Source organism: Tessaracoccus defluvii (genome assembly GCF_014489575.1).
Taxonomy (GTDB): domain Bacteria; phylum Actinomycetota; class Actinomycetes; order Propionibacteriales; family Propionibacteriaceae; genus Arachnia; species Arachnia defluvii.
The window spans coordinates 381,014-401,681 of sequence record NZ_CP060789.1; the positions used below are offsets into that span (position 1 = coordinate 381,014).

General features: G+C 70.2%; 17 protein-coding genes and 2 pseudogenes. 9 read left to right on the plus strand and 10 right to left on the minus strand.

The window, feature by feature from the left end:
* Positions 1-178 precede the first annotated feature (178 nt).
* The 3 genes from H9L22_RS01700 (at position 179) to H9L22_RS01710 (ending at position 3,097) form a co-directional block, all read left to right on the plus strand.
* On the plus strand, positions 179-1,336 hold the full coding sequence (locus H9L22_RS01700; protein ID WP_187722515.1) for an ABC transporter substrate-binding protein: 1,158 nt from the start codon (positions 179-181) through the stop codon (positions 1,334-1,336).
* Positions 1,337-1,482: 146 nt separating this feature from the next.
* Positions 1,483-2,304, plus strand: coding sequence for a carbohydrate ABC transporter permease (locus H9L22_RS01705; RefSeq protein ID WP_187721344.1), 822 nt, complete (start codon positions 1,483-1,485; stop codon positions 2,302-2,304).
* Between the two features lies 1 nt (position 2,305).
* Positions 2,306-3,097: a carbohydrate ABC transporter permease gene (locus H9L22_RS01710; protein WP_187721345.1), complete on the plus strand. Its 792-nt coding sequence runs from the start codon at positions 2,306-2,308 to the stop codon at positions 3,095-3,097.
* A 12-nt stretch (positions 3,098-3,109) separates the two neighbouring features.
* Here H9L22_RS01710 and H9L22_RS01715 read toward each other — a convergent pair.
* From H9L22_RS01715 to H9L22_RS01730, 4 genes and pseudogenes are all read right to left on the minus strand, one after another.
* Positions 3,110-4,827 (minus strand): annotated as a pseudogene (locus tag H9L22_RS01715) (NAD-dependent malic enzyme).
* 9 nt (positions 4,828-4,836) lie between these two features.
* Entirely contained in the window at positions 4,837-5,871 is a 1,035-nt protein-coding gene (locus H9L22_RS01720; RefSeq protein WP_187721346.1) for a hypothetical protein, read from the minus strand.
* Positions 5,868-6,881 carry a hypothetical protein gene (locus tag H9L22_RS01725; RefSeq protein ID WP_187721347.1) on the minus strand — a complete coding sequence of 338 codons (1,014 nt, stop codon included), beginning with the start codon at positions 6,879-6,881 and terminating at the stop codon, positions 5,868-5,870. The genes H9L22_RS01720 and H9L22_RS01725 overlap by 4 nt, the downstream gene beginning before the upstream one ends.
* A 35-nt stretch (positions 6,882-6,916) precedes the next feature.
* Positions 6,917-8,209, minus strand: a complete 1,293-nt coding sequence (locus tag H9L22_RS01730) for a vWA domain-containing protein (protein WP_226966381.1) — start codon at positions 8,207-8,209, stop codon at positions 6,917-6,919.
* A gap of 12 nt (positions 8,210-8,221) precedes the next feature.
* Here H9L22_RS01730 and H9L22_RS19425 point away from each other — a divergent pair.
* The 5 genes and pseudogenes from H9L22_RS19425 (at position 8,222) to H9L22_RS01750 (ending at position 11,574) form a co-directional block, all read left to right on the plus strand.
* Positions 8,222-8,891 (plus strand): annotated as a pseudogene (locus tag H9L22_RS19425) (CpaF family protein).
* A complete protein-coding gene (locus H9L22_RS18330; RefSeq protein WP_226966050.1) occupies positions 8,870-9,043 on the plus strand; it encodes a hypothetical protein in 174 nt (57 codons plus the stop codon). The pseudogene H9L22_RS19425 and the gene H9L22_RS18330 overlap by 22 nt, the downstream one beginning before the upstream one ends.
* Positions 9,044-9,246: 203 nt before the next feature.
* Positions 9,247-10,089: a type II secretion system F family protein gene (locus tag H9L22_RS01740; RefSeq protein WP_187721349.1), complete on the plus strand. Its 843-nt coding sequence runs from the start codon at positions 9,247-9,249 to the stop codon at positions 10,087-10,089.
* A gap of 7 nt (positions 10,090-10,096) precedes the next feature.
* Positions 10,097-10,978, plus strand: coding sequence for a type II secretion system F family protein (locus H9L22_RS01745; RefSeq protein ID WP_187721350.1), 882 nt, complete (start codon positions 10,097-10,099; stop codon positions 10,976-10,978).
* The gene (locus tag H9L22_RS01750; RefSeq protein ID WP_187721351.1) at positions 10,975-11,574 is read left to right on the plus strand and encodes a prepilin peptidase; all 600 of its coding nucleotides are present in this window, start codon (positions 10,975-10,977) and stop codon (positions 11,572-11,574) included. Before H9L22_RS01745 ends, H9L22_RS01750 begins: the two co-directional genes overlap by 4 nt.
* On the opposite strand, the gene H9L22_RS01755 is transcribed toward H9L22_RS01750, so the two are convergent.
* Complete coding sequence (locus tag H9L22_RS01755; RefSeq protein ID WP_187721352.1) at positions 11,554-12,531, minus strand: glutathione S-transferase family protein; 978 nt, start codon at positions 12,529-12,531, stop codon at positions 11,554-11,556. The two genes, H9L22_RS01750 and H9L22_RS01755, sit on opposite strands and share 21 nt — an antisense overlap.
* Positions 12,532-12,572: 41 nt before the next feature.
* Between H9L22_RS01755 and H9L22_RS01760 the strand changes: the two genes are divergently transcribed.
* The gene (locus H9L22_RS01760) at positions 12,573-14,585 is read left to right on the plus strand and encodes an ABC transporter ATP-binding protein (protein WP_226966052.1); all 2,013 of its coding nucleotides are present in this window, start codon (positions 12,573-12,575) and stop codon (positions 14,583-14,585) included.
* Positions 14,586-14,593: 8 nt separating this feature from the next.
* Here the strand turns inward: H9L22_RS01760 and H9L22_RS01765 are convergent, their stop codons facing one another.
* The 5 genes from H9L22_RS01765 to H9L22_RS01785 are packed head-to-tail and all read right to left on the minus strand — an operon-like array spanning position 14,594 to position 20,640.
* Positions 14,594-15,436: a hypothetical protein gene (locus tag H9L22_RS01765; RefSeq protein ID WP_187721353.1), complete on the minus strand. Its 843-nt coding sequence runs from the start codon at positions 15,434-15,436 to the stop codon at positions 14,594-14,596.
* Entirely contained in the window at positions 15,433-16,341 is a 909-nt protein-coding gene (locus H9L22_RS01770) for a hypothetical protein (RefSeq protein WP_187721354.1), read from the minus strand. Before H9L22_RS01770 ends, H9L22_RS01765 begins: the two co-directional genes overlap by 4 nt.
* Positions 16,342-16,351: 10 nt before the next feature.
* Positions 16,352-18,103: a DEAD/DEAH box helicase gene (locus H9L22_RS01775; protein WP_187721355.1), complete on the minus strand. Its 1,752-nt coding sequence runs from the start codon at positions 18,101-18,103 to the stop codon at positions 16,352-16,354.
* A 49-nt stretch (positions 18,104-18,152) separates the two neighbouring features.
* Positions 18,153-18,818, minus strand: coding sequence for a 3'-5' exonuclease (locus H9L22_RS01780; RefSeq protein ID WP_187722517.1), 666 nt, complete (start codon positions 18,816-18,818; stop codon positions 18,153-18,155).
* Position 18,819: 1 nt separating this feature from the next.
* Positions 18,820-20,640, minus strand: a complete 1,821-nt coding sequence (locus tag H9L22_RS01785; RefSeq protein WP_187721356.1) for a DUF294 nucleotidyltransferase-like domain-containing protein — start codon at positions 20,638-20,640, stop codon at positions 18,820-18,822.
* Positions 20,641-20,668 lie beyond the last annotated feature (28 nt).

Consider the following 20,668-nt stretch of genomic DNA (forward strand, 5'->3'; position numbering starts at 1 on the left):
TGAAGCGCAAGATCCTTGCGGGCCTCGCAGGCCTCCTGGCCGCCGGCCTCACACTCACGGCCTGTGGCACCGACACCGGTAACGGCGACGGCGATGGGGCGGCGGCGGATCCGCCGCCGGCCAGCAGGTCGTCACATTCTGGTCATGGAACCCGGATGCCACCTCGGGGCAGCCGTACATCGAGGCCTTCGAGAAGGCACACCCCGACATCAAGATCGAGCACCGGTTCATCCAGTACTCCGACTATGTCAACACGACCCAGCTCGCGCTGCAGTCGGGCTCCGGCCCTGATGTCTTCGGGCTGCAGGTGGGGGCGCTCACCAACCAGTTCGCGCCGTTGGCCGCCGACCTGACCCCGGCTCTCGAGGAGAAGTTCGGTGCTGACTGGGCCGACAAGCTCATTTCGGTCAAGCAGCTCTCGGTCGGCGATCAGCAGGTCGCCGTGCCGTGGATGGTCACCGGTGGCGGCATCATGTGGGCGAACCAGACGATGGTCGACGACCTCGGGCTCACCGTCCCGACCAACCGGGCGGAGCTGAAGGACTTCTGCGCCGCGGTCAAGGCCGCGGGCAAGATCTGCATGGTGCAGGGCGCGAAGGACTCCTGGCAGAACGTGGACGTCTACCAGACGCTCATCAACCAGATCGCGCCCGGCGAGTTCTACAAGGCGCTCGACGGCGAGGCTGACTTCTCCGGTGACGCCTTCGTGCAGGCGTTCGCCACGTGGAAGTCGCTCTTCGACGACGGCATCTTCCAGGACGGTGCACTCGGCATGACCGCCTACCCCGATGCCAACGACGCCTTCAAGAAGAGCGAGGCGGCGATGATCGCCTTCGGCACCTGGCAGAACTCCGACACCACGAAGTCGCGGCTGGCGAGCTACACCGAAACCTATGGCGAAGGGTTCAATCCCGAGACGGTGTTCATGCCCTATGCCTTCCCCCTCATGGAGGACGGCGGGACCTCCGGCCTCATGTTCGGCGGCCCCGACGTCGGCTTCGCCGTCGCAGCCGGCAGCAAGGTGAGCGACGCGGCCACCACGTTCGCGCTGTGGCTGACCGGCAGCGAAGAAGCCCAGAAGATGATGTCCGTGACGGTGCAGCAGCCGGCGCTCGCGTCGGTGCCGCTGGATCTCAGCGACGTCGTCACCCCCGAGCAGGTGAAGGCGCTCGAGGCGCAGGGACCCGCGCTGGCCGACATGATCGGACCCCGCGAGATCCAGAACGCCGATGTCCGCACCGCCCTCGGTGATGCGCTCTCGGCGGTCGCGTCGGGGCAGCAGTCGCCCGAGGATGCGGCCGCGTCGGTCCAGGCAGCGATTGCCGCGGCCAAGTGATCCGGTGGGGCCCGCGGCCTGACGGCCGCGGGCCCCCTGAGGGAGAGGAGGTGTGGCGTGTTGGTGCGCGCATCTGAAGGGCGCCCTGTGAAGGCCAGGGCCGACAACGACACCTGACCGCCTACCTGTACCTGCTGCCCGCGCTGATGGTGGTGGCGGGGATCACGTACTTCGCGGTCTTCTACAACGCCTACATATCGACGCTCGACTGGAACGGGGTGACCCCGGATCCGGAGAACATCGGCCTGGGCAACTACGTGGCCATCGCGCAGGACCCGATCTTCTGGCGGTCGCTGGGCAACATTGCGGTCTTCGGTGTGATCACGGTCGCAGTGCAGATGATCTTCGGGCTGCTTCTCGCGGTGGTGTTGAGCGGCCCCGTGTTCGGACGTGGCGTCTACAAGGCGCTCGTCTTCATTCCCGTGGTGCTGGCGCCGGCGGCGATCTCGACGGCGTTCCGTCAGTTCCTCAAGCCCGACGGGCAAGTCAACGCCGTCCTCGAAGGGCTGGGGCTCGGGTTCCTGCAGCAGTCCTGGATCGCGGACCCGAACGTGGCGCTCTACGCGCTCGCCGGGATCAACATCTTCCAGTGGACCGGCTTCAGTTTCCTGCTCTACCAGGCGGCCCTGTCGCAGATCGACGTCAACTCGCTCGAGGCGGCGCAGATCGACGGCGCGGGCACGCTCAGGACGCTCTGGCACGTCGTCGTGCCGCAACTGCGCCCGACGCATGTGACGCTCATCCTGACGGGAGTCATCGGGTCGCTGAAGACCTTCGACATCGTCTTCCTCGTCACGGGCGGTGGGCCCGGGCGGGCGACCGAGTTCATGAGCACCTATATCTACAAGATGAGCGTCGTGCAGTTCCACGTGGGTTACGGGGCGGCGCTCTCGGTCGTGCTGCTGGTCCTGGCGATCCTGATGACGCTGGTGCAGATGCAGGTCTACAAGCTCAACAAGGAGGTCTGACATGTTCGGTCGACCGACGGCGAAGAGCCGGATCATCTATCAGATCCTGGCGACGATCATGGTGCTGCCCTTCGCGCTGCCGCTGATCTGGATCGTCATGATCAGCTTCGAGGGCCAGGGCGCCGTCAAGAACTACACGGCGGTCGTCACGCAGACGCCATTCCTGCAGTTCATCATCAACAGCGTGATCATCTCGGCCGGCACCGTGGCGGCCGTGTTCGTGTGCACCATGCTGGCCGCGTACGCCCTGTCGAAGATGCGCTTCGTCGGGCGCGAACTGATCTACGGCGCCATCATCGGGGGACTCATGCTCCCCGCCATCGCGCTGATCGTGCCCCTGTTCAACATGGTCAAGGCAACCGGCCTGTTCAACAACCACCTGGCTGTGATCCTGCCGCTGACGGCGGTGCTGCTGCCGATGACGGTCCTGTTGACCAGGAACTACATGCTGGGGATCCCCGACGAGCTGATCGAGTCGGCCAGGCTCGACGGCGCGAACTCGTTCGGCATCCTGATCCGTCTGATCGCGCCCCTGTCGAAGCCCATCGCCGCCGTCGTGGTGGTCTGGAGCTTCCTGAACTCCTGGAACGAGTTCCTGCTGCCGCTGCTGTTCCTGCAGGACACGAAGCTGCAGGTGGTCACGCAGGTGCCGACGTATTTCACCTCGACCTACGGTTCGGACGTGCCGAAGATCTTCGCGGCGCTCGTGATGATGTGTCTGCCGATCGTCATCACCTACCTGGCCTTCCAGCGGTTCTTCGAGCGGGGGCTGACGGCAGGTGCGCTCAAGTAGCGCGCCGCGGGGTCAGTCCTCGATGATCAGCTGCGGGTAGACCGGCTGCCACATCGCGTCGAAGATCTGCTCGACCGGATGGTCGAGCAGATCTTCGACGACGCCGTCCGCCTCGGCCGCCCTGGCGACGGCGATCGCGACCGTCGCGGAGACGCGACGCAGGTCACGGATGTCGGGCAGCAGGGACTCGCCGCGGACGGTCACGTGGACCAGGGAGGCGAGTGCCTCGGCGGAGGCGGCGACCATGTTGTCCGTGACGCGGGTGGCGCGGCACACGGCCACGCCGAGGCCGATCCCCGGGAACACGAGCGCGTTGTTGGCCTGCGCGATCCTGTGCAGGACACCGGCGTGCGTGACGGGGTGGAACGGCGAGCCGGTCGCGATGAGCGCCCGGCCGTCGGTCCACTCCAGCAGCTCCTGCGGCGTGGCCTCGGACAGCGACGTGGGGTTCGACAGGGGAAGATGAGCGGCCGGTCCGTGTGTGCGGCCATGTCCGTGACGATCTCGTGGGTGAACGAGCTGCCGCTGCCGGACGTGCCGATCAGCACCGTGGGGTGGACGTTGCGGACGATGTCGGCCAGGTCGTAGTGGCCGACCTGGTCGAGGTCCCAGTCCGCCAGTTCGCCGAGGCCGTGGGCGTAGGGGCGTTGGAAGTCGCGGAAGGCCTGCGTCGCGTCGTCGGTGATCAGCCCCCGGCTGCTGGTGATCCAGAACAGGGCCCGGGCGTCCGTCTCGTCCATGCCGTCCTGGACGAGCAGCCGGACCAGCAGGTCGGCGACGCCCACGCCGGCGGTTCCGCCGCCGTGGATGACGAAACGCTGGTCACGCAGCCGTTCATGCTTCGCCTTCACCCCGGAGAGGACGGCGCCGGCGACGACCGCCGCGGTGCCCTGGATGTCGTCGTTGAAGCTGCAGAAGTCGTCGCGGTAGTGGTTGAGGAGCCGGTGCGCGTTGCCGGCGCCGAAGTCCTCCCAGTGGATCATCGCGTGGGGGAACACGCTGTGCGCGGTGCGGACGAACGCGTCGATGAACTGGTCGTAGCGCTCACCGCGGACGCGGGCATGACGGACCCCGAGGTACAGCTCGTCGTTGAGGAGCCGCAGGTTGTCGGTGCCGACGTCGAGCACGATCGACATCATGCGATCCGGGTCGAGGCCACCGGCTGCGGTGTAGAGCGACTTCTTGCCCAGGCAGATCTGGATGCCGCCGACGCCCTGGTCGCCGATGCCGAGGATGCCCTCCGAGTCGGTGACGATGAGGATGTCGATCTCGTCGGGGTCCACGCGGGTCGCCCGCAGCGACTGCTCGATGGCGTCGGGCTCGTCGATCGACAGGAAGACGCCGTTCATCCGCTGGTACCAGAAGCTGAACGCCTGGATCGCCTCGCCGATGGTGGGGGTGTAGACGATGGGCAGCATCTCGTCGATGTGATCCGACAGCAACCGGTAGAACAGGACGGTGTTGCGCTCCCGGAGTGCCTGCAGGTACGCGTACTTCTCCAGCGGCGTGTTCGCTGCCCGGAACCGGCCGTAGGCGCGGTGCACCTGCGCCTCGAGCGGGGTGACGTTGCTCGGTAGCAGGCCGACCAGGCCGAGCCGGGCGCGCTCCTCATGCGTGAAGGCGGTGCCTCTGTTCATGCGGGGGTTGCGCAGCACATCGCCGCCGCGTGCGGAGATCTGCATGCGGGAACCGTGGCTGCCGGGCAGGATCTCGTACTGGCGGTTGGGCATGCCGCCAGCCTAACCATCCCCGGCGGGCGTGGCGGGGGTTTCGGCCGACGAGGTGAGCTTGCCGCGCACCTGCTCAGGGGCGGGCAGGTAGTACAGGGCGAGTGAGTCGAGGATCCGGATCACCTGATCCATGGCGGCCTGTCGTTCGCCGTCGGTGGCTGCCCCCGCGGCGAGAGTGGCGGCCTTGACGGCGCGCCGCGCATCCGCCCGCGCGGCCTCGGGCAGGTGCCCCATGCCGACCGTCTCGGCATGGTCCTTCGCCACGGAGAACCGGATCTCGAGGTCGGCGGCCAGCGCGTCAAGGTCGTCCACCTCGAGGCCGGAGCCTTCGGTGGCGTACCTGGCCAGTGCCACCTCGAACGCGTTCGTCGTCGGGACGGCGGCGTCGAACAGCGCCGGGGATTCGATCCGGTAGACGATGTCGGAGGCCAGTCGGCCGTACTCGGCCCGTACAGCGTCGATGCGTCGCGTGATCCTGGCCCGCTGATCGGCGCCGGACATGACCTCAGGACGCTCCCCGCCGATCCGTGCGACCGCGTAGTCGACGAGGGTGGCGCCGTCGAGGTGGTGCTCACCGGGGAGAGGGATCCGTGTGGGGGCGCGACGGCGCAGCACCCACCACAGGGTGGCAGCCGCTGCGGCCGCGGTAGGGATCGCGAGCGCGGCACCGACGGGGGTGCCGGTCGCCAGCGGAATGGCGCCCGCGGTCAGGCCTCCCAAAACCATCAGGGCGGTGGAGAAGCGCAGCCGCTCGCCCTGGGTCCGCCAGGCGATCGGGGGGATGACGATGACATCGAAGGCCGCGCCGATCTTGAGCCTGGTGAGCCGGTCGTGGGCGTCGCCGTCGGCGAGGGTCAGCACGCCGCGTGCATCCAGGGCATCGACCCAGGCGAAGGAGACCGGGTAGCCGCCTTCGGTGGGGAACTGGACGCTCACGACCACCGCGCGGACGCCGGGAGAGGTGGGGAGCAGCAGCAGGCAGGCCCCCACCAGCTCGGAGAGCACGACGCCTGCGGGGAGCGGGTTCCACAGCGGGAACGTCACGACTCCTCCCCGGTGGTCTCGATGCGGCCCGGCAGGGCCAGGATCCGGCGTCCCTCCACCATCAGGGTGGCCTCCGTGGGGTTGGGCAGGTAGTAGAGCGCCAGGTCGGCGAGGATCCCGGAGACCTGGCGCAGAGCTGCCTCCCGCTCGGCGGGCGAACGGGTGGAGCGGGCGAGCCGGGCCGCCTTGAGGGCGCGCTCGGCCGGCGGCCGTGAGGCGGAAGGGATGTGGGTCATCCCGACCGCCTCGGCGTTGGCTTGCGCTGTCTCGAAGGCGACCCTGACTTCGGCCGCGAGAGTGCCGATCTCTGCGGCCTCGAGATCCGGGCGACGGCTCTCCCAGCGGATGAGCGCCGTCGTCAGGGCGTTCGTGGCGGGCACCACCGGGTCGAACAGTGCCGGGTTCTCGATGCGGTAACAGATGTCGCTGAGGAGCTCGCCGTAGCGCTCCTTGATCTCGTCGACCGAGCGGGCGGCCTCCCGGGCCCTCGGCCGGGAGTCGAGCAGCCGGTCCAGCGGATAGTTGCCGGCGGCCGTGCGGAAGGCCTGCCGGACGGCGGGGCGCACCCGGGAACGGAGGATCGGGCCGACGATGGCCAGCGCAATGAGCGCCGTGGCGAGGAACGCCTGCGCCTGCGCCGGGAGCGGTGTGAGCAGAAGGAACGGGATGGCCGTGACGGCGACGACGGCGAAGAGCACGGTCGACAGCACGATCGTCGGCAGATGGTTGTGCTGCATCGAGCCCGCTGGCAGGGCGAAGGCGCGTACCGGGTGCTTCGGGAGCCGGAGCAGCGCGAAGTCGCCGAGTTCCTGGTCGAGGTCCCCGCCCAGAATGTAGACGGGATCCGTGCTGTTCTGCATGGTCAGGCGCACCTTCGTCGGGCCGACCTCGAGGACGGTGACGGTGCCGTCGTCCGTCTCGATGGCCACGGCCCCCTCCAGACTCCGCAGCGGGGTCCGAAACTGCACGGGGCGCAGGTCGAGCGGGGGGAGCGGGGCGGGGGTGTCCATCCCGGTCAACGATAGGTGCTGCGCGGGGCAGGCGCTCAGTCGCCGGTCACCATCTCCAGCATGCGGCTGCGCTTGCTCGTGTAGCGGACGTGGGCCGCGCCGGCCTCGAGGGATTCGCCGTCGTCCAGGGTGCCGGAGAACCGCTGACCGTCGGAGGTGCCGCTCACGTCGACCTTGCCGTCGCGGCGGGCCTTCGCGGCCAGCTTCAGTCCATCGCGGCTGGTGCGGAGGTTGCGGCCGGTCAGGAGGACCTCGTCGGTCACGTCGTCGCCGTCGAGGATGGCCAGGGAGCCGCCGAGGTGGGGCAGGCGGGCCAGAACGAGTCGCGCGATCACCAGGGCCAGGGCGACGAGGGCGGCCAGGCCTGCCGCTCCGGGCGCCAGCCAGCTGGGGATGGCCACCTCCGGGGCGTCGGCGCTGCCGGAGGTGCCTGCTTCGTCAGCGCCCTGGGTGGGGGAGGGGGTCTGCGAGGGTGCAGGGGTGGCGGCGTCGAGGTCGAACGCGACGGGCGGCGTCTCCAGCAGGGCCGGGATCGTGAGCCCTGCGGCCTGCAGGTCGACTGCCCAGGGGCTGTCGAGCTGCGCCTGGAGGGCGAAGCTGCCGGTGGTGGGGAGCCCGGTGACAGTCACGGTGGCCGTGGCGGTCGCGCCCGGCTCCAGCTCGAGGCTGGGCGGCTCCATGACCAGGGCCACGCCGTCGGCGGGGGGCAGAAGGTCGGCGGCGGTGATCAGGTACGGGACCGTCGTGGCGGTGGAGACGAAGGTGGCCGTGGCCATGAGCGTGGTGCCCTGTACCGAGCTGGGCTCGAGGGTGGCGGTGAGGGGATCGGTGAGATCGACGCCGAGCACCTCGGCGATGCGGACGCGGGTGAGTTGGTCGGTGAGGCCCGCGAGGTAGCCGGTGACGTCGTCGGGGGTGGCGACGGTCGCGTCGGGGAAGACCTGCGTGAGCAGACCCGCGTCGGTGCGGCCGCCGATCGCCAGCGCGAAGGCGCCCACCTGTCGGTCGGCGACGGCTGCGTCGGCGGCGGTCCGCAGTTCGGCCCAGGCCGGTGCCGTGGCGGTGGGGTACTTCGAGGTGGGGGCCGCGTCGAGTTCGCCGTCGGTGATGAGCACGATGGCGGCGACGGGGCGTCCGCCGTCACGCTTGAGGGAGCTGACGCCGAGGTCGATGGCGGCGCCGATATCGGTCTGCTCGCCGAGGGGGACGGCGGGGAGCTTCTCGAGGAGCGTGGCCTGTGTCGGGGCGGTCCCCTGCCATACCTCGCGGGCGCCGTCGTCGAAGGTGACGACTACCGCACGGATATCACCTTCCGCGACGAGGCCCACCTACGACAGATCATCGACCGCATCGTCACCCGCATCGGCCGCCGCATCGACGAGTCGTCGCCGCTGGTGGACGCGCGGCTCGAGGACGGCTCGCGCGTGAACGCGATCATCGCGCCCCTGGCCGTGAGCGGCTCGACGCTGACCATCCGCAAGTTCAGCCACGAGGCGCTCAGCGTCCCCGACCTGATCCGGCTGGGGACCCTCAGCCCGAACATGGCGGAACTGCTCGCCGCGTGTGTGCGCCCGGCTCAACAACCTGATCTCGGGCGGCACCGGCACCGGCAAGACGACCCTGCTGAACATCGTCTCCTCCTTCATCCCCGGCGACGAGCGCATCATCTCGATCGAGGACGCCGTCGAGCTCCAGCTGCAGCAGCAGCACGTCGTCCGGCTCGAATCCCGCCCGCCCAACGTCGAGGGGCGCGGCGAGGTGACCATCCGTGACCTGGTCCGCAACGCACTGCGCATGCGCCCCGACCGGATCGTGGTCGGCGAGGTCCGCGGCGCCGAGGCACTCGACATGCTGCAGGCCATGAACACCGGCCACGACGGCTCGCTGTCGACCGTGCACGCCAGTTCCCCGCGCGACACGCTCGCACGACTGGAGACCCTCGTGCTGATGGCGGCATGGAGTTGCCGCTGCGGGCGATCCGCGAGCAGGTGGCCAGCTCCATTGACCTGATCGTGCAGCTCGCCCGACTCCGAGACGGCACGCGCCGCGTGGTGGCGGTGACCGAGGTGCACGGCATGGAGGGGCAGACCATCACGCTGCAGGACATCTTCCTCTACGACTACGGCGCCGGGGGTCGACGCCAACGGCCGGTTCCTGGGTGAGGTCATCCCGACCGGCGTCCGGCCACAGTTCGCCGACCGCTTCGAGGAGCTGGGCATCCGGCTCTCGCTGAGTGTGTTCGGCACCGGGGCGGAGTGGATCCGATGACCTGGCTCGCCGATTGGGGACTGACCTCCGCTGCAGCACTGGGGGCGGTGGCCTTCGCGATCCTGCTGGTGCTGCTCGTGGGCCCCAGCCGCGAGTGGTGCCGAAGCACCGCCGTCGCCCTGCTGAGGTGCAGGGGGCGTCAGCCCTCGTCGGGGTGGCCGACCGGCTCACCGGGCTGGTGGACCGCGCGATGCAGCGCCGCAGCAGCGGGCTGGCGGAGCGGCTCGACATCGCCGGCATCCGCACTCCCGCGAGCCACCTCGTGGTACTCACTGGCTCGGCGACCCTGGCGGGCGTTGCACTCGGCCTCCTGATGGGGCTACCTGCGCTCGCGGTCCTCGCGCTGGTGGGCGTGCCGGGCGGGGTCTGGGCCTGGATCACGCTGCGCACCGAGCGTCGCCGCAGCGAGTTCGCGCAGCAGCTTGATGAGACCGCCCAGATGCTGGCGGGAAGCCTGCGCTCGGGCTACTCATTCGCGCAGGCCGTCGCGACCGTCGGCCGCGAGGCCGTCAGCCCCACCAACGACGAGTTCACCCGCATCACGAACGAGACCCGGCTCGGGCGTCCCCTCGGCGAGGCGCTGGAGCGCACGGCGGAACGGATGAAGAGCGAGGACTTCTCGTGGATCGGCCAGGCCGTGGCCATCAACCGGGAGGTGGGCGGCAACCTGGCTGACGTGCTCGACGGTGTGTCGCGCACCATCCGGGAGCGGGCCCAGCTACGCCGCCAGGTGGCCTCGCTCAGCTCCGAGGGGCGCCTGTCCGCAATCATCCTGGTCGCGCTGCCGTTCGTGATCATCGGTGTGCTGGGCTTGGCGAACCCGACCTACATCGGACAGTTGTTCACCAGCTTCCTCGGCTGGCTGATCCTGGCCGCCGCGGCAGTGCTGTTGGTGATCGGTTCCCTCTGGCTCCGCGCCGTCGTCCGGATCGAGTTCTGAGGCCGCCATGACGCTGCTCCCCATCGGCCTCACCCTCTTCGGCATCGGCATCGCCACGGCTGTGGGCCTGCTGCTGCTCGGCAGTGACCCCGTCCGCGCCCGCGCGCTGACCAACCTGGAGCGTGGCACCTCCGAGCCGCTCAGCAGTTCCCGCCGGGCGCAGGGGAACCTCGGCTTCTCCCGCCTGATCGACTCGCCCGCCCGCAGGAGCCGCCTCGAGGGCGCGATCGCCAAGGCCGGCTATCCCGGCGGCTGGACCGTGGACCAGCTGCTCTCGATCAAGGTGCTCATCGCGGTGTTCGTCCTGGTTCTCACAGCGCTGCTCTGGCTGACCGGGAACCCCGCGCCGCTCGTGCTGCTGGGCCTGGTGCTCACCGTCGGCGGCTACTTCCTGCCGGACCTGCTTCTCTACAACACGGCCCTCAAGCGGCGGGAGGCCGTCGACCTGGAACTGGCCGACACGCTCGACCAGATGAGCATCGCGGTCCAGGCGGGTCTCGGATTCGACGCGGCACTGATCCGCATCGCCCGCAACGGGCGCGGCGTGCTGGCGAAGGAACTCGTCCGGACGTTGCAGGACATCCAGGTGGGGCAGTCCCGCCGCGCCGCCTACGACGACCTTGCCATGCGCACCGGCTCGACCCCGCTGCGGCGCTTCCTGCGCACCGTCATCCAGGCCGAGGCCTACGGCATCCCGCTGGCCGATGTCTTGACGGCCCAGGCCGGCGAGATGCGCATCGCCCGACGGCAGAACGCGGAGAAGAAGGCGATGGAGATCCCCGTCAAGGTGGTGTTCCCGCTCATCCTGTGCATCCTCCCGGTCATCTTCCTCATGATCCTCGGTCCGGCCGCGATCTCTGCGTACCAGGTGTTCAGCGGGCTGCGATGACGACGGAAGCTGAGACCGAGGCACCGTCGCGGCGCACCTCCCCGTGGGCCGGGGGAGTAGCGCTGGCTGCCGTCGCCGTCTGTGCGCTGCTGGTGGTGGAGACGAAGGCCGCCTGGCCAGCGTTTCTCATCCTCGCCCTCGCCTGGGCCGCCGCGGTGGCCGTCGACGTCGTGCGGCACCAACTTCCCGACCGCTACACCCTGCTCGGCTTCCTCGCCTTCATGGGGCTACTCCTGCCCGTCGCTCTCCTCGACGGCGACCTCGGCCGGTGGGGCACCACGCTGGTGGCCGCGCTCGTGAACGCCACGCTGCTGTTCGTGCTGGCGTTCATCAACCCGCGCGGCTTCGGGCTGGGCGACGTCAAGCTCGGGTTGAGCACCGGCGCGGCCCTCGGCTGGCTGGGCGCAGGCTGGGGTGGCATCGGGCTCGCGCTGCTGGGCTCGGCTGTGGGCTTCGTCCTCTTCGCAGTCACGAGCGGCCTGCTGCTGGCCACCGGCAAGGCCGGCCGCGACACGGACATCGCGTTCGGCCCGTTCATGGTCGCGGGTGTGCTCCTGACGCCGTGGGTGGCGGGCCTACTGGGTCTTGTTCCCTGAGGAGCCCCGCCCGTGCGGCGTCTCCCAGCCTGACAGGTCCGGACCCTTCGGGATGATCCCCAGCGGGTTGATGTCCCGGTGCACCACGTAGTAGTGCGCCTTGATCTGGTCGAACCGCACGTTGTTCCCGAACCCGGGCGTCTGGAACAGGTCCCGCGCGTAGCCCCACAGGTTCGGCAGCTCCGTCAGCTTGCTGCGGTTGCACTTGAAGTGCCCGTGGTAGACGGGATCGAAGCGCACCAGCGTCGTGAACAGCCGGATGTCGGCCTCGGTGATCGCCTCGCCCATCAGGTAGCGGCTCCTGCCGAGCCGCTCCTCGAGCCAGTCGAGCGCCGTGAACAGCCGGTCGTAGGCGTCGTCGTAGGCCTCCTGCGAACCCGCGAAGCCGCAGCGGTACACCCCGTTGTTGACCTCGGTGTAGACCCGCCACATCACCTGCTCCATCTCGTCGCGGAGCCCGGCAGGCCACAGGTCAGGCGCGTCGGCACGGTGGAACCCACGCCACTCGAAGAACAGGTCCTCGGTGATCTGGGCGAAGTCGTTGGTGACGACCTCGCCGGTCGCCTCCTCGACGATCGCCGGCACCGTGATGCCGCGCGGGTAGTCGGGGAAGCGCTTCAGGTAGGCGTCCTTCAGCTTGTGGATGCCGAGCACCGGATCGACGCCGCCCGGGTCCAGGTCGAACGTCCAGGAGTCGGCGTCGTGCGTCGGCCCCGGGTTTCCCATGGAGATGACGTCGCCGAGGCCGAGCAGGTCGCGGACGATGATGGCCCGGTTCGCCCAGGGGCAGGCGTACGCGGCGATGAGCCGGTAGCGCCCGGCCTCGACCGGCCTGTCATCGGTCCCCGGGCGCGGGGCGGCCACGATGCGGGTCGTGATGTAGCGCGAGTCCCGGTTGAACTCCTTGCCCTCCACGGAGTAGACGCCGCCGCTGCCGTGTTCTGCTTCCTCGGTCATGGGAGCCACGCTACCGGGACGGCGGGCGTTAGTGTGTCGCCATGTCGATGGGTATGGGTGGGGGAGGCGGTGGAGGCCGCGGTGGGCTGGGCCGCGGCGTCGACGAAGCCGCCCAGCGGAAGCTGAACGCGGCAGCCCCGCAGATCCCGGACCTGCAACGGCGGATCCTCGCGCTGTTTCGGCCCTATCTCGGGCGGATCGCCGCCACGGCGCTGATCGTCATCGTGGGGGCTGCGATCGCCGTCGTCCCCCCGCTCCTCGTGCAACGGGTCTTCGACGACGCGCTCTTCCCTGCTGACGGGGCACCCCGGCTCCGTCTCCTGGCCCAGCTCGTCGCGGTCATGATCGGCCTCTACCTCTTCTCGGCGGCGCTCGGCGTGCTCCAGACGTGGCTGACCTCGACCGTCGGCAACCGGGTCACCGGCGACCTGCGGGTCCGGCTCTTCGAACACCTGCAGGCCATGGAACTCGGGTTCTTCACCCGCACCAGGACCGGCGTGATCCAGTCCCGGCTCCAGAACGACGTGGGCGCCGTCTCCGGGGTGCTCACCAACACGGTCACCAGCATCCTCGGCAACGTCGTCACGGTCATCTCCGCGCTGGTCGCCATGCTGCTGATCGACTGGCGGCTGACGCTCATCGCGGTCGTGATCATGCCGATCCTGGTCCTGATCCAGCGCCGTGTCGGCCAGGTGCGGGCGCGGATCGCCGCCCAGACGCAGGAGTCGCTGTCCGAGCTGACCGCCATCACACAGGAGACCCTCAGCGTCTCCGGCATCCTCCTGTCGAAGGCGTTCAACCGGCAACGCACCGAATCCGTGCGCTACCAGCGGGAGAACACCAACCAGATCAGCCTCCAGGTGAAGCGGGCGATGAGCGGCCAGGGCTTCTTCGCCGTCGTCCAGGTCATCATGGCCAGCATCCCGGCCGTGATCTATCTGGTGGCCGGCTACCTGGTGAGCGGCGGTGTCGACACGATCACTGCCGGCACCGTCGTCGCGTTCACGACGGTGCAGGCGCGGCTGTTGCAGCCGCTCATGGGCCTGATGCGGGTCGCCCTCGACCTGCAGACCTCCGGCGCGATCTTCGCCCGGATCTTCGAATACCTCGACCTCACCCCGGCGATCTCCGACGCGGCAGGGGCCATCCCTGTGACAGACGGCCCCGGCCCGCTCGGCAAGGTCGAGTTCCGCGACGTCTCGTTCCGCTACCCCGATGCCGCGCCCGACACCCGACCCACGCTGTCGCACGTCAGCTTCACCGCCGCTCCGGGCGAGCACGTCGCGTTCGTCGGGCCCTCCGGCGCCGGCAAGTCGACGGTGCTGTACCTCGCGCCACGCCTCTACGAGGCGACCTCCGGCGCCGTCCTGTTCGCCGGCACCGACGTCCGTTCCCTCACCCAGGAGTCGATCATCGACCACGTCGGGATCGTGTCGCAGGAGACGTACCTCTTCCACGCCACCATCCGCGACAACCTCCTCTACGCGAAGCCTGACGCCACGCAGGAGGAGCTCGAGACGGCCTGCGTCGCCGCCAACATCCACCACATCATCGTCGGCTTCGAGCAGGGCTACGACACCGTCGTGGGGGAGCGTGGCTACCGGCTCTCCGGCGGCGAGAAGCAGCGCATCGCCATCGCGCGGGTCCTGTTGAAGGACCCGCCCGTGCTCCTGCTCGACGAGGCGACCAGCGCGCTCGACACCGTTTCGGAGCGCGTCGTGCAGGAGGCACTCGACAGCGTCGCCGTGGGCCGCACCACGCTCACGATCGCGCACCGGCTCTCCACCGTGGTGGGCGCCGATCGGATCCACGTGATCGAGGCCGGCAGGATCGTCGAGTCCGGCACCCACCAGGAACTGCTGGCCCTCGGCGGCCTGTATGCGAGCCTGGCGGCCCAGCAGTTGGAGGCGTCCACGATCGAGGGGCTCGAGCCGAAGGCCTATCCGGAGCGGCGGGCCGACAAGTCCCCGGGCCAGGGCGGCGACGCCCTGCCGGTCGTCGCCTTCGGAGGCGTGGTCGGACCCGACATCGTGGGCTGGGCGCGGCTCGACTGAGCGCCCTGTCAGTCCTCCACCTGCAGGCGGGTGGGGGCGGGCAGGTAGTACAGCCCGAGGGAGGACAGGATCCTCACCACGGTGGCGTGCGCCACGACCCGCTCGGCCTCGGTCCCGGCGTTCGCAGCGAGCCGTGCAGCGCCGGCCGCACGCCGCGCATCGTCGCGGGCGGTCTCCGGCAGGTGCCCGATCCCGAGCGTCTCGGCGTTGGCCCGGGCCGCGTCGAACGAGACCTGGACGGCCGCGGAGCAGCGGACCAGTTCCTCCGCGGGAGTGACGTCGCTGAGGTCGCTCCAGGCAGCCAGCTCCGTCTCGAATCGGGACGTGAGGGCCACCGACGAGTCGAAGAGCGCCGAGTTCTCGATGCGGTAGGCGACATCGGTCAGCATCCGGCCGTAGAGGGCACGGACGTCAGCGACGCGGGCGACGGCCGCGTTGCGCGGGGCATCGGCCGGGGGGAGGAGCGCCTCGACCTCCGCCGGCCGCAGCCAGGCGCCGTCGATGAGGAGGCGGGGCCCGGTGACACCCCAGCGTCCGGCACGGCTCCGGTAGCCGCGGACGAGCCTCACGTCGCGGCCCAACGCCAGGGAGCCCAGCGTCGCGAATCCGGGCACGACGCGATACTGCCGGCGGATGGGTCCACCGTCGCCGCGCCAGGTGGTGGCCAGCAGCTCCTCGCGACGTACACCGAGGTCGATCACCGCGCGGACCCCCGCGCTGGCGACGAACAGTCTCCGGTCGGCGGTGATCCCCAGGAACATGCCGTCGCCAAGGTCCGACACGGTGGCGCCGAGCCCCACCGCCACCAGGCCCGGCAGCGGCTCCTCCAGGCCTGAGGCTGGCCGGCTCACCGGCCGGGCTCGATCTGTCTGCGGCGCACCACGAGCTGTGGAGCGTCGGCGTCGACCGCAGGCAGGTAGTACAGGGCCAGCGAGCCCAGCAGCTGGGCGACCTTCTGCCGCGCAGCGGCCCGCTCGGCCTCGGAGCCGGGCGCCAGCGCGGTCGCGGCAGCCAGCCTGGCGCGCCGCGCCGTCGCCCGCGCCGTCGAGGGCAGGTGGTCATAGCCGAGTGCCTCCGCGCTGCGGCGCGCCGTCGCGAAGGCCGTCTCCACGACGCGAGCCGCTCGTTCGGCATCCGGGCTGCCCGGGTCGAAGGTCAGGAGGGCGATCTCGAAGGCCTCGGTGGAAGGGTGGGCCGCGTCGAACAGCGCCGAGTTCTCGATCCGGTACCCGATGTCGTCGCGCAGCCGCGCGTAGGCATCGCGCACTGCTGCGACCCGGTCGCCGGCTGTCACGGCGGACCCCTCCGCTGCGACAGGCCGGGGGAGCCGAGGGTGCACCTGACTGGGGAGGAGATCCCGCCCGTGCTCGTCCCGCGCCATCGGCTGGAGCTGTGTGTTTGTCTGGACCTTCCGGCTGCCTGGTGTGAGCGCGGCGGTGACGAGGGAGAGCCGCACGAACGGCCACCTCAGCCCGGGAAGGACGGCCGCGGCGAACGCGTCCACGTCCACGTGGGCGAGCAGCACCTCGCGCAGGGTCAGGTCCGCGGAGACGGAGACGACGATCTGGGGAGGCATGGGGGTCCTGGTGGCGGTGTCGCAGAGGCCCATGCGGATCCGGCCACGGCGCGGCCGGGCGAACTGGACGTAGACCAGGGTCCTGCGCCCGTCGATGCCGGTGCCGGCCACGGCGGCCTTCAACCGGACCGGAAGGTCGCGCAGCGGCACGTCCAGGTGAACGCTCGGCCACGCTGTCATGGGACCGACCCTAGCCGCGCAGCCAGCCACGGATCGCGACGATGCGCTGATCCACCTCGCCCTGCGAGGCCTGGGCGAGCTTCGGGCCGCCGCATTCGCGGCGCAGATCGGCATGCACGTGGCTGTGCGGGATGCCCTTGAGCCGCGCATACTGCGCCACCAGCGAGTTCAGTTCCTTGCGCTTGGAGGCGATGGCCCGGTGGAGGGCGACCTCCGGTTCGGCCTTCCGGTCGTCGCGCTCCCGCCGGCGTAGCTGGCGGCGCTGGCGGTCGGCGAGCAGCACCGAGACCTGGTTGGGTTCCAGCAGACCGGGAAGGCCCAGGTAGTCGGCCTCATCCTGGGACGACGGCTCGGCGTGCATGCCGAAGGCCTGCGAGTCGAACAGCACATGGTCGAACGTGGCCTGTGACTCGAGCGCCTCGAACGAGCCGAGCAGGTCGTCGGCCGCGGAGGCGTCGCGGTTGGCCGCCTCGATCAGCGCCTCGGTCTCGGCCCAGATGTCGCCCTCGTCGTTCCTGGGCCGGCCCAGCACGTGGTCGCGCTGCTTCTCGAGGGTCGCGGCGTGAGCAAGGAGCACCGGGACGGTGGGCAGGAACACGGTCGCGACCTCGCCGCGGCGGCGGCTCCGCACGAAGCGACCGACGGCCTGGGCGAAGAACAGCGGGGTGGAGATGGCGGTGGCGTAGACGCCGACGGCGAGCCGTGGCACGTCGACGCCCTCGGACACCATGCGCACGGCCACCATCCAGCGTTCGTCGGACGCGGAGAACTCGTCGATGCGGGCGCTGGCCTTCGAGTCGTCGGAGAGGACGACGCACGGCCGCTGCCCGGTCATCTCGGTGAGCAGCTTGGCGTAGGCGCGCGCCGTCGTCTGGTTGGTCGCGATGACCAGGCCGCCGGCGTCCGGGACGTGGCGGCGGACCTCGGTCAGCCTCCGGTCGGCGGCGCGGAGCACCGCGGAGACCCACTCGCCTGTCGGGGCGAGCGCAGTGCGCCAGGCCGCGGCGGTCAGGTCCTTCGTCATGGGGATGCCGAGGTCGGCGGCCAGTTCGTCGCCGGCCTTGGTGCGCCAGCGCATCGGGCCGCCGTAGTTCATGAACAGCACGGGCCGCACGACATGGTCGGCGAGCGCCTCGGAGTAGCCGTACGTGTAGTCGGCCCGCGACTGCATCACGCCGGGGGCGAGCTCGTCGTAGGCGACGAAGGGGATGGGGTTGTCGTCGGAACGGAACGGCGTGCCCGTCAACGACAGTCGACGGCGTGCGTTCTGGAAGGCGTACTCGATCGCCTCGCCCCAGCTCTTCGAGTCGCCGGCGTGGTGGATCTCGTCGAAGATCACGAGCACGTCCTTCGAGACGCACAGCGCCTCGTAGACGTAGGAGCGGGCTGCGACGCCCGCGTACGTGACGGCCGATCCGTCGTACTCGCGGGAGCGGCCCTTGCGGGACGAGCCGCCGGTGCCAGGATCCAGTTGGATGCCCACGCGGGCCGCGGCGTCGGCCCACTGCACCTTCAGGTGCTCCGTGGGTGTGACGACGACGATGCGGCGGATCGCGCGGGACTGTAGGAGCGTCTGTGCCACCCGCAGCGCGAAGGTGGTCTTGCCTGCGCCCGGGGTGGCGACGCAGAGGAAGTCACGGGGCTGCTCGTTCTGGTAGAGCGTCAGCGCCTCCTGCTGCCAGGCGCGCAGAGACGAGGCCGTGCCCCACGCAGCGCGTTGGGGGAAAGCCGGGGAGAGGTGTTCGAAGGCCGCCGATGACATACGGTCGGCCACTCTAGTCACCGGGCCGGGCAAATCCCAAGGGTGTGATTCAGCTGGACATCCGCAGCGCGGTGCGCAACTCGCCCAGCCGGAGGTGCGCCACGAGCGCGAGGTACAGCTCGGCGCAGGCGAGCGCATCGATCTCCGCGTCGTGTCCCCTGTAGGTGGGAAGCCCGAGCCGCGACCGGAGTCGCCAGAGACGCAGCTCGCTCGTCTGCTGGTCGTCGTGGGTGCCCAGGAGCCGCTGCCCGAGCCGGATCGTGTCGATGGCGGGGATCCGGATGCCGACGCCGTAGCGACGCTTCACCGCGGCCCGGAGGAACCCGGTCTCGATGGCGGCGTGGTGGGCCAGCAGGGTCCGGCCGGCGAGCCGCGAGAACAGGGCGTCCAGCGCCTCCTCCTCGGGAACCCCGGCGGCCACGGCATCGTCGGTGAGCGTGTGGATGACGGCGGACTGGCCGACGGGCCCGGTCCCCGCGACGACGTGCGTCGCCGTGCTGCCCAGCGGGATGGACGCGCCGTCGACGTCGACCATGCCGACGGAGACGATCCTGTCGGTGGCCGGGTCGAGCCCCGTCGTCTCCAGGTCGACGGCGAGCAGGAGGGTCTCGCCGAGGGGAGTGGGACCGGGCTGCGGGGGAGTCTCCAGATAGCTGCGGAGGCCCCCGCGGGGACACGGCGCGCCAGCCGCGCGTTCAGGAAGGAGTCGCCCCAGCTCATCGCAGGATGTGGGTCTGGTAGGCCAACCCGAGCGCCGTCTGGGCCCGGCCGACGAAGGCGAAGGCGCTGCGAAGGTGCCTGCGTTCGAACTCGGACAGCCGCGACGGGGCGATAAAGTTGTCCGGCGCCTCCCCGCGCAGCACCTGCCGGTCCTGATGCTGCAGCCGCGTGTACGACATGAACTCGTGCGCGTCGAGCAGATTGTCGACCTCCGAGAGGTGCGCGCCAGCCGCGGTGAGTCGCGCCCGGGTGCCGACGTGCGGCAGCCCGTAGCGCAGGCTGTGGTGCCGCGCGATGTCGACGATGGGGTTGATCCCGCCCAGCTTGATGTCGAGGCGGTCCCGGTGCTGACCGCGCTTCTCCACCACGAACCCGCCCAGGAACCCGATCGGCACGTCGACGTCGCCGATGTGGCCGGCCATGTGCCCGAGGAAGCGGGTCGATGCCGGCGCCGTCGCGAGGATCCGCCGCTGCAGTTCAGCCGCGAGCGCCGCGTCGCCGTGGATGGGGCGCATGTCGAAGAAGATCGACGAGTTGAGCACGGCCTCGGACGTCGGCGCGTCCAGCCACGACGAGAAGGTCCGCCACCAGCCGGTCAGGGGCTTGCGCCACTTTGTCGCCATCGCATCGCCGTGGCAGCGGGGGAATCCGCAGGCCACCAGGGCCGCCGTCAGCTCCTCGGCGAGTTCCTCGAAGTAGGCGTCGTGCTCGGGCAGGGCCTCGTCGCTCAGGATCATCGCATGGTCCTGGTCCGAGCCGAGGGCCTGCTCACGGCGGGCGAGGGATCCCAGCGCGACCCAGCAGTAGGGAACCGGAGGAGGACCGAGGCGTTCCTCCGTCAACTGGGCCAGCCGCTGCCAGAGCGCCTCGCTGGTGCCGCTCACGATGTGGGCGATGTCGAAGGCCGCCGCATCCTGCCGGAGCAGGCGGCTCACCAGCGAGGGCACGCGGCCCACGACGCTGACGAGTCCGGCGAGATCGTTCTGCCGTGAGATGTCGCCGACGATGTACAGCGGGCTCGAGCGTTCGAGCCGCATCAGGTCCCCGGAGGTGACCATGCCCGTCACGTGGCCGTCCACCATCACGGGAAGGTGGTGGATCTTGCGGTCGACGAGCCGCATCAACACGTCGAGGGCGAGCGCGTCGCCGTCGATGGTCACCGGCGTGGTGCTCATCACCTCCCGCAGGGGTGTGCTGGCGGGGAGGTCGCGCGCGACGACCCGGCGCAGGTCGCGGTCGGTGAGGATCCCGGCCAGGTCTCCGTCGGTACCCGTGACGATGATGGCCGAGATCCGCTGCGCGTCCATGGCCGTCGCGGCCTCGCCGACGGTGGCGGTCTCCGGGATCGTCACCGGCTTCCGCGTGATCATGTCCCGCACCGGTACCTGCAGCACCGGACCTCCCTCGGGGGAGCGGACGTTCGCGTCGGCGAGCCGGGATTCGGTGAAGAACCTGCGGATCTCCGGGACCGCGACGAGTTCCTCGACCACGTCGGTGCCGAATGTCCACAGCAGGGTGTCCTCCAGAGCCACGAACGTGAAGCGCGAGCCGCGCTGTTCAAGGATGGACGCCTGCCCGAAGCAGGCACCGGGCTCCTCGTGGGTGACGAGACCGTCGGCAGCGTCGCGGACCTCCACCGCGCCGGAACGGATGACGTGCATGACGCCCGGAGCGCTGCCCGCGGCGAGGATGACCCCGCCGCGCCGGACGTAGGAGCCGCTGGCGCGTCGGGCGAAGGACGCGACGGCGTCGGGCGGCAGCAGCGACCAGGGTTCGCGGCCGGCCAGAAACTGCGTCGTCTCGGCGAGCTCGGACATGCGATCAGGGTATCGGCGGCGGCTCGCC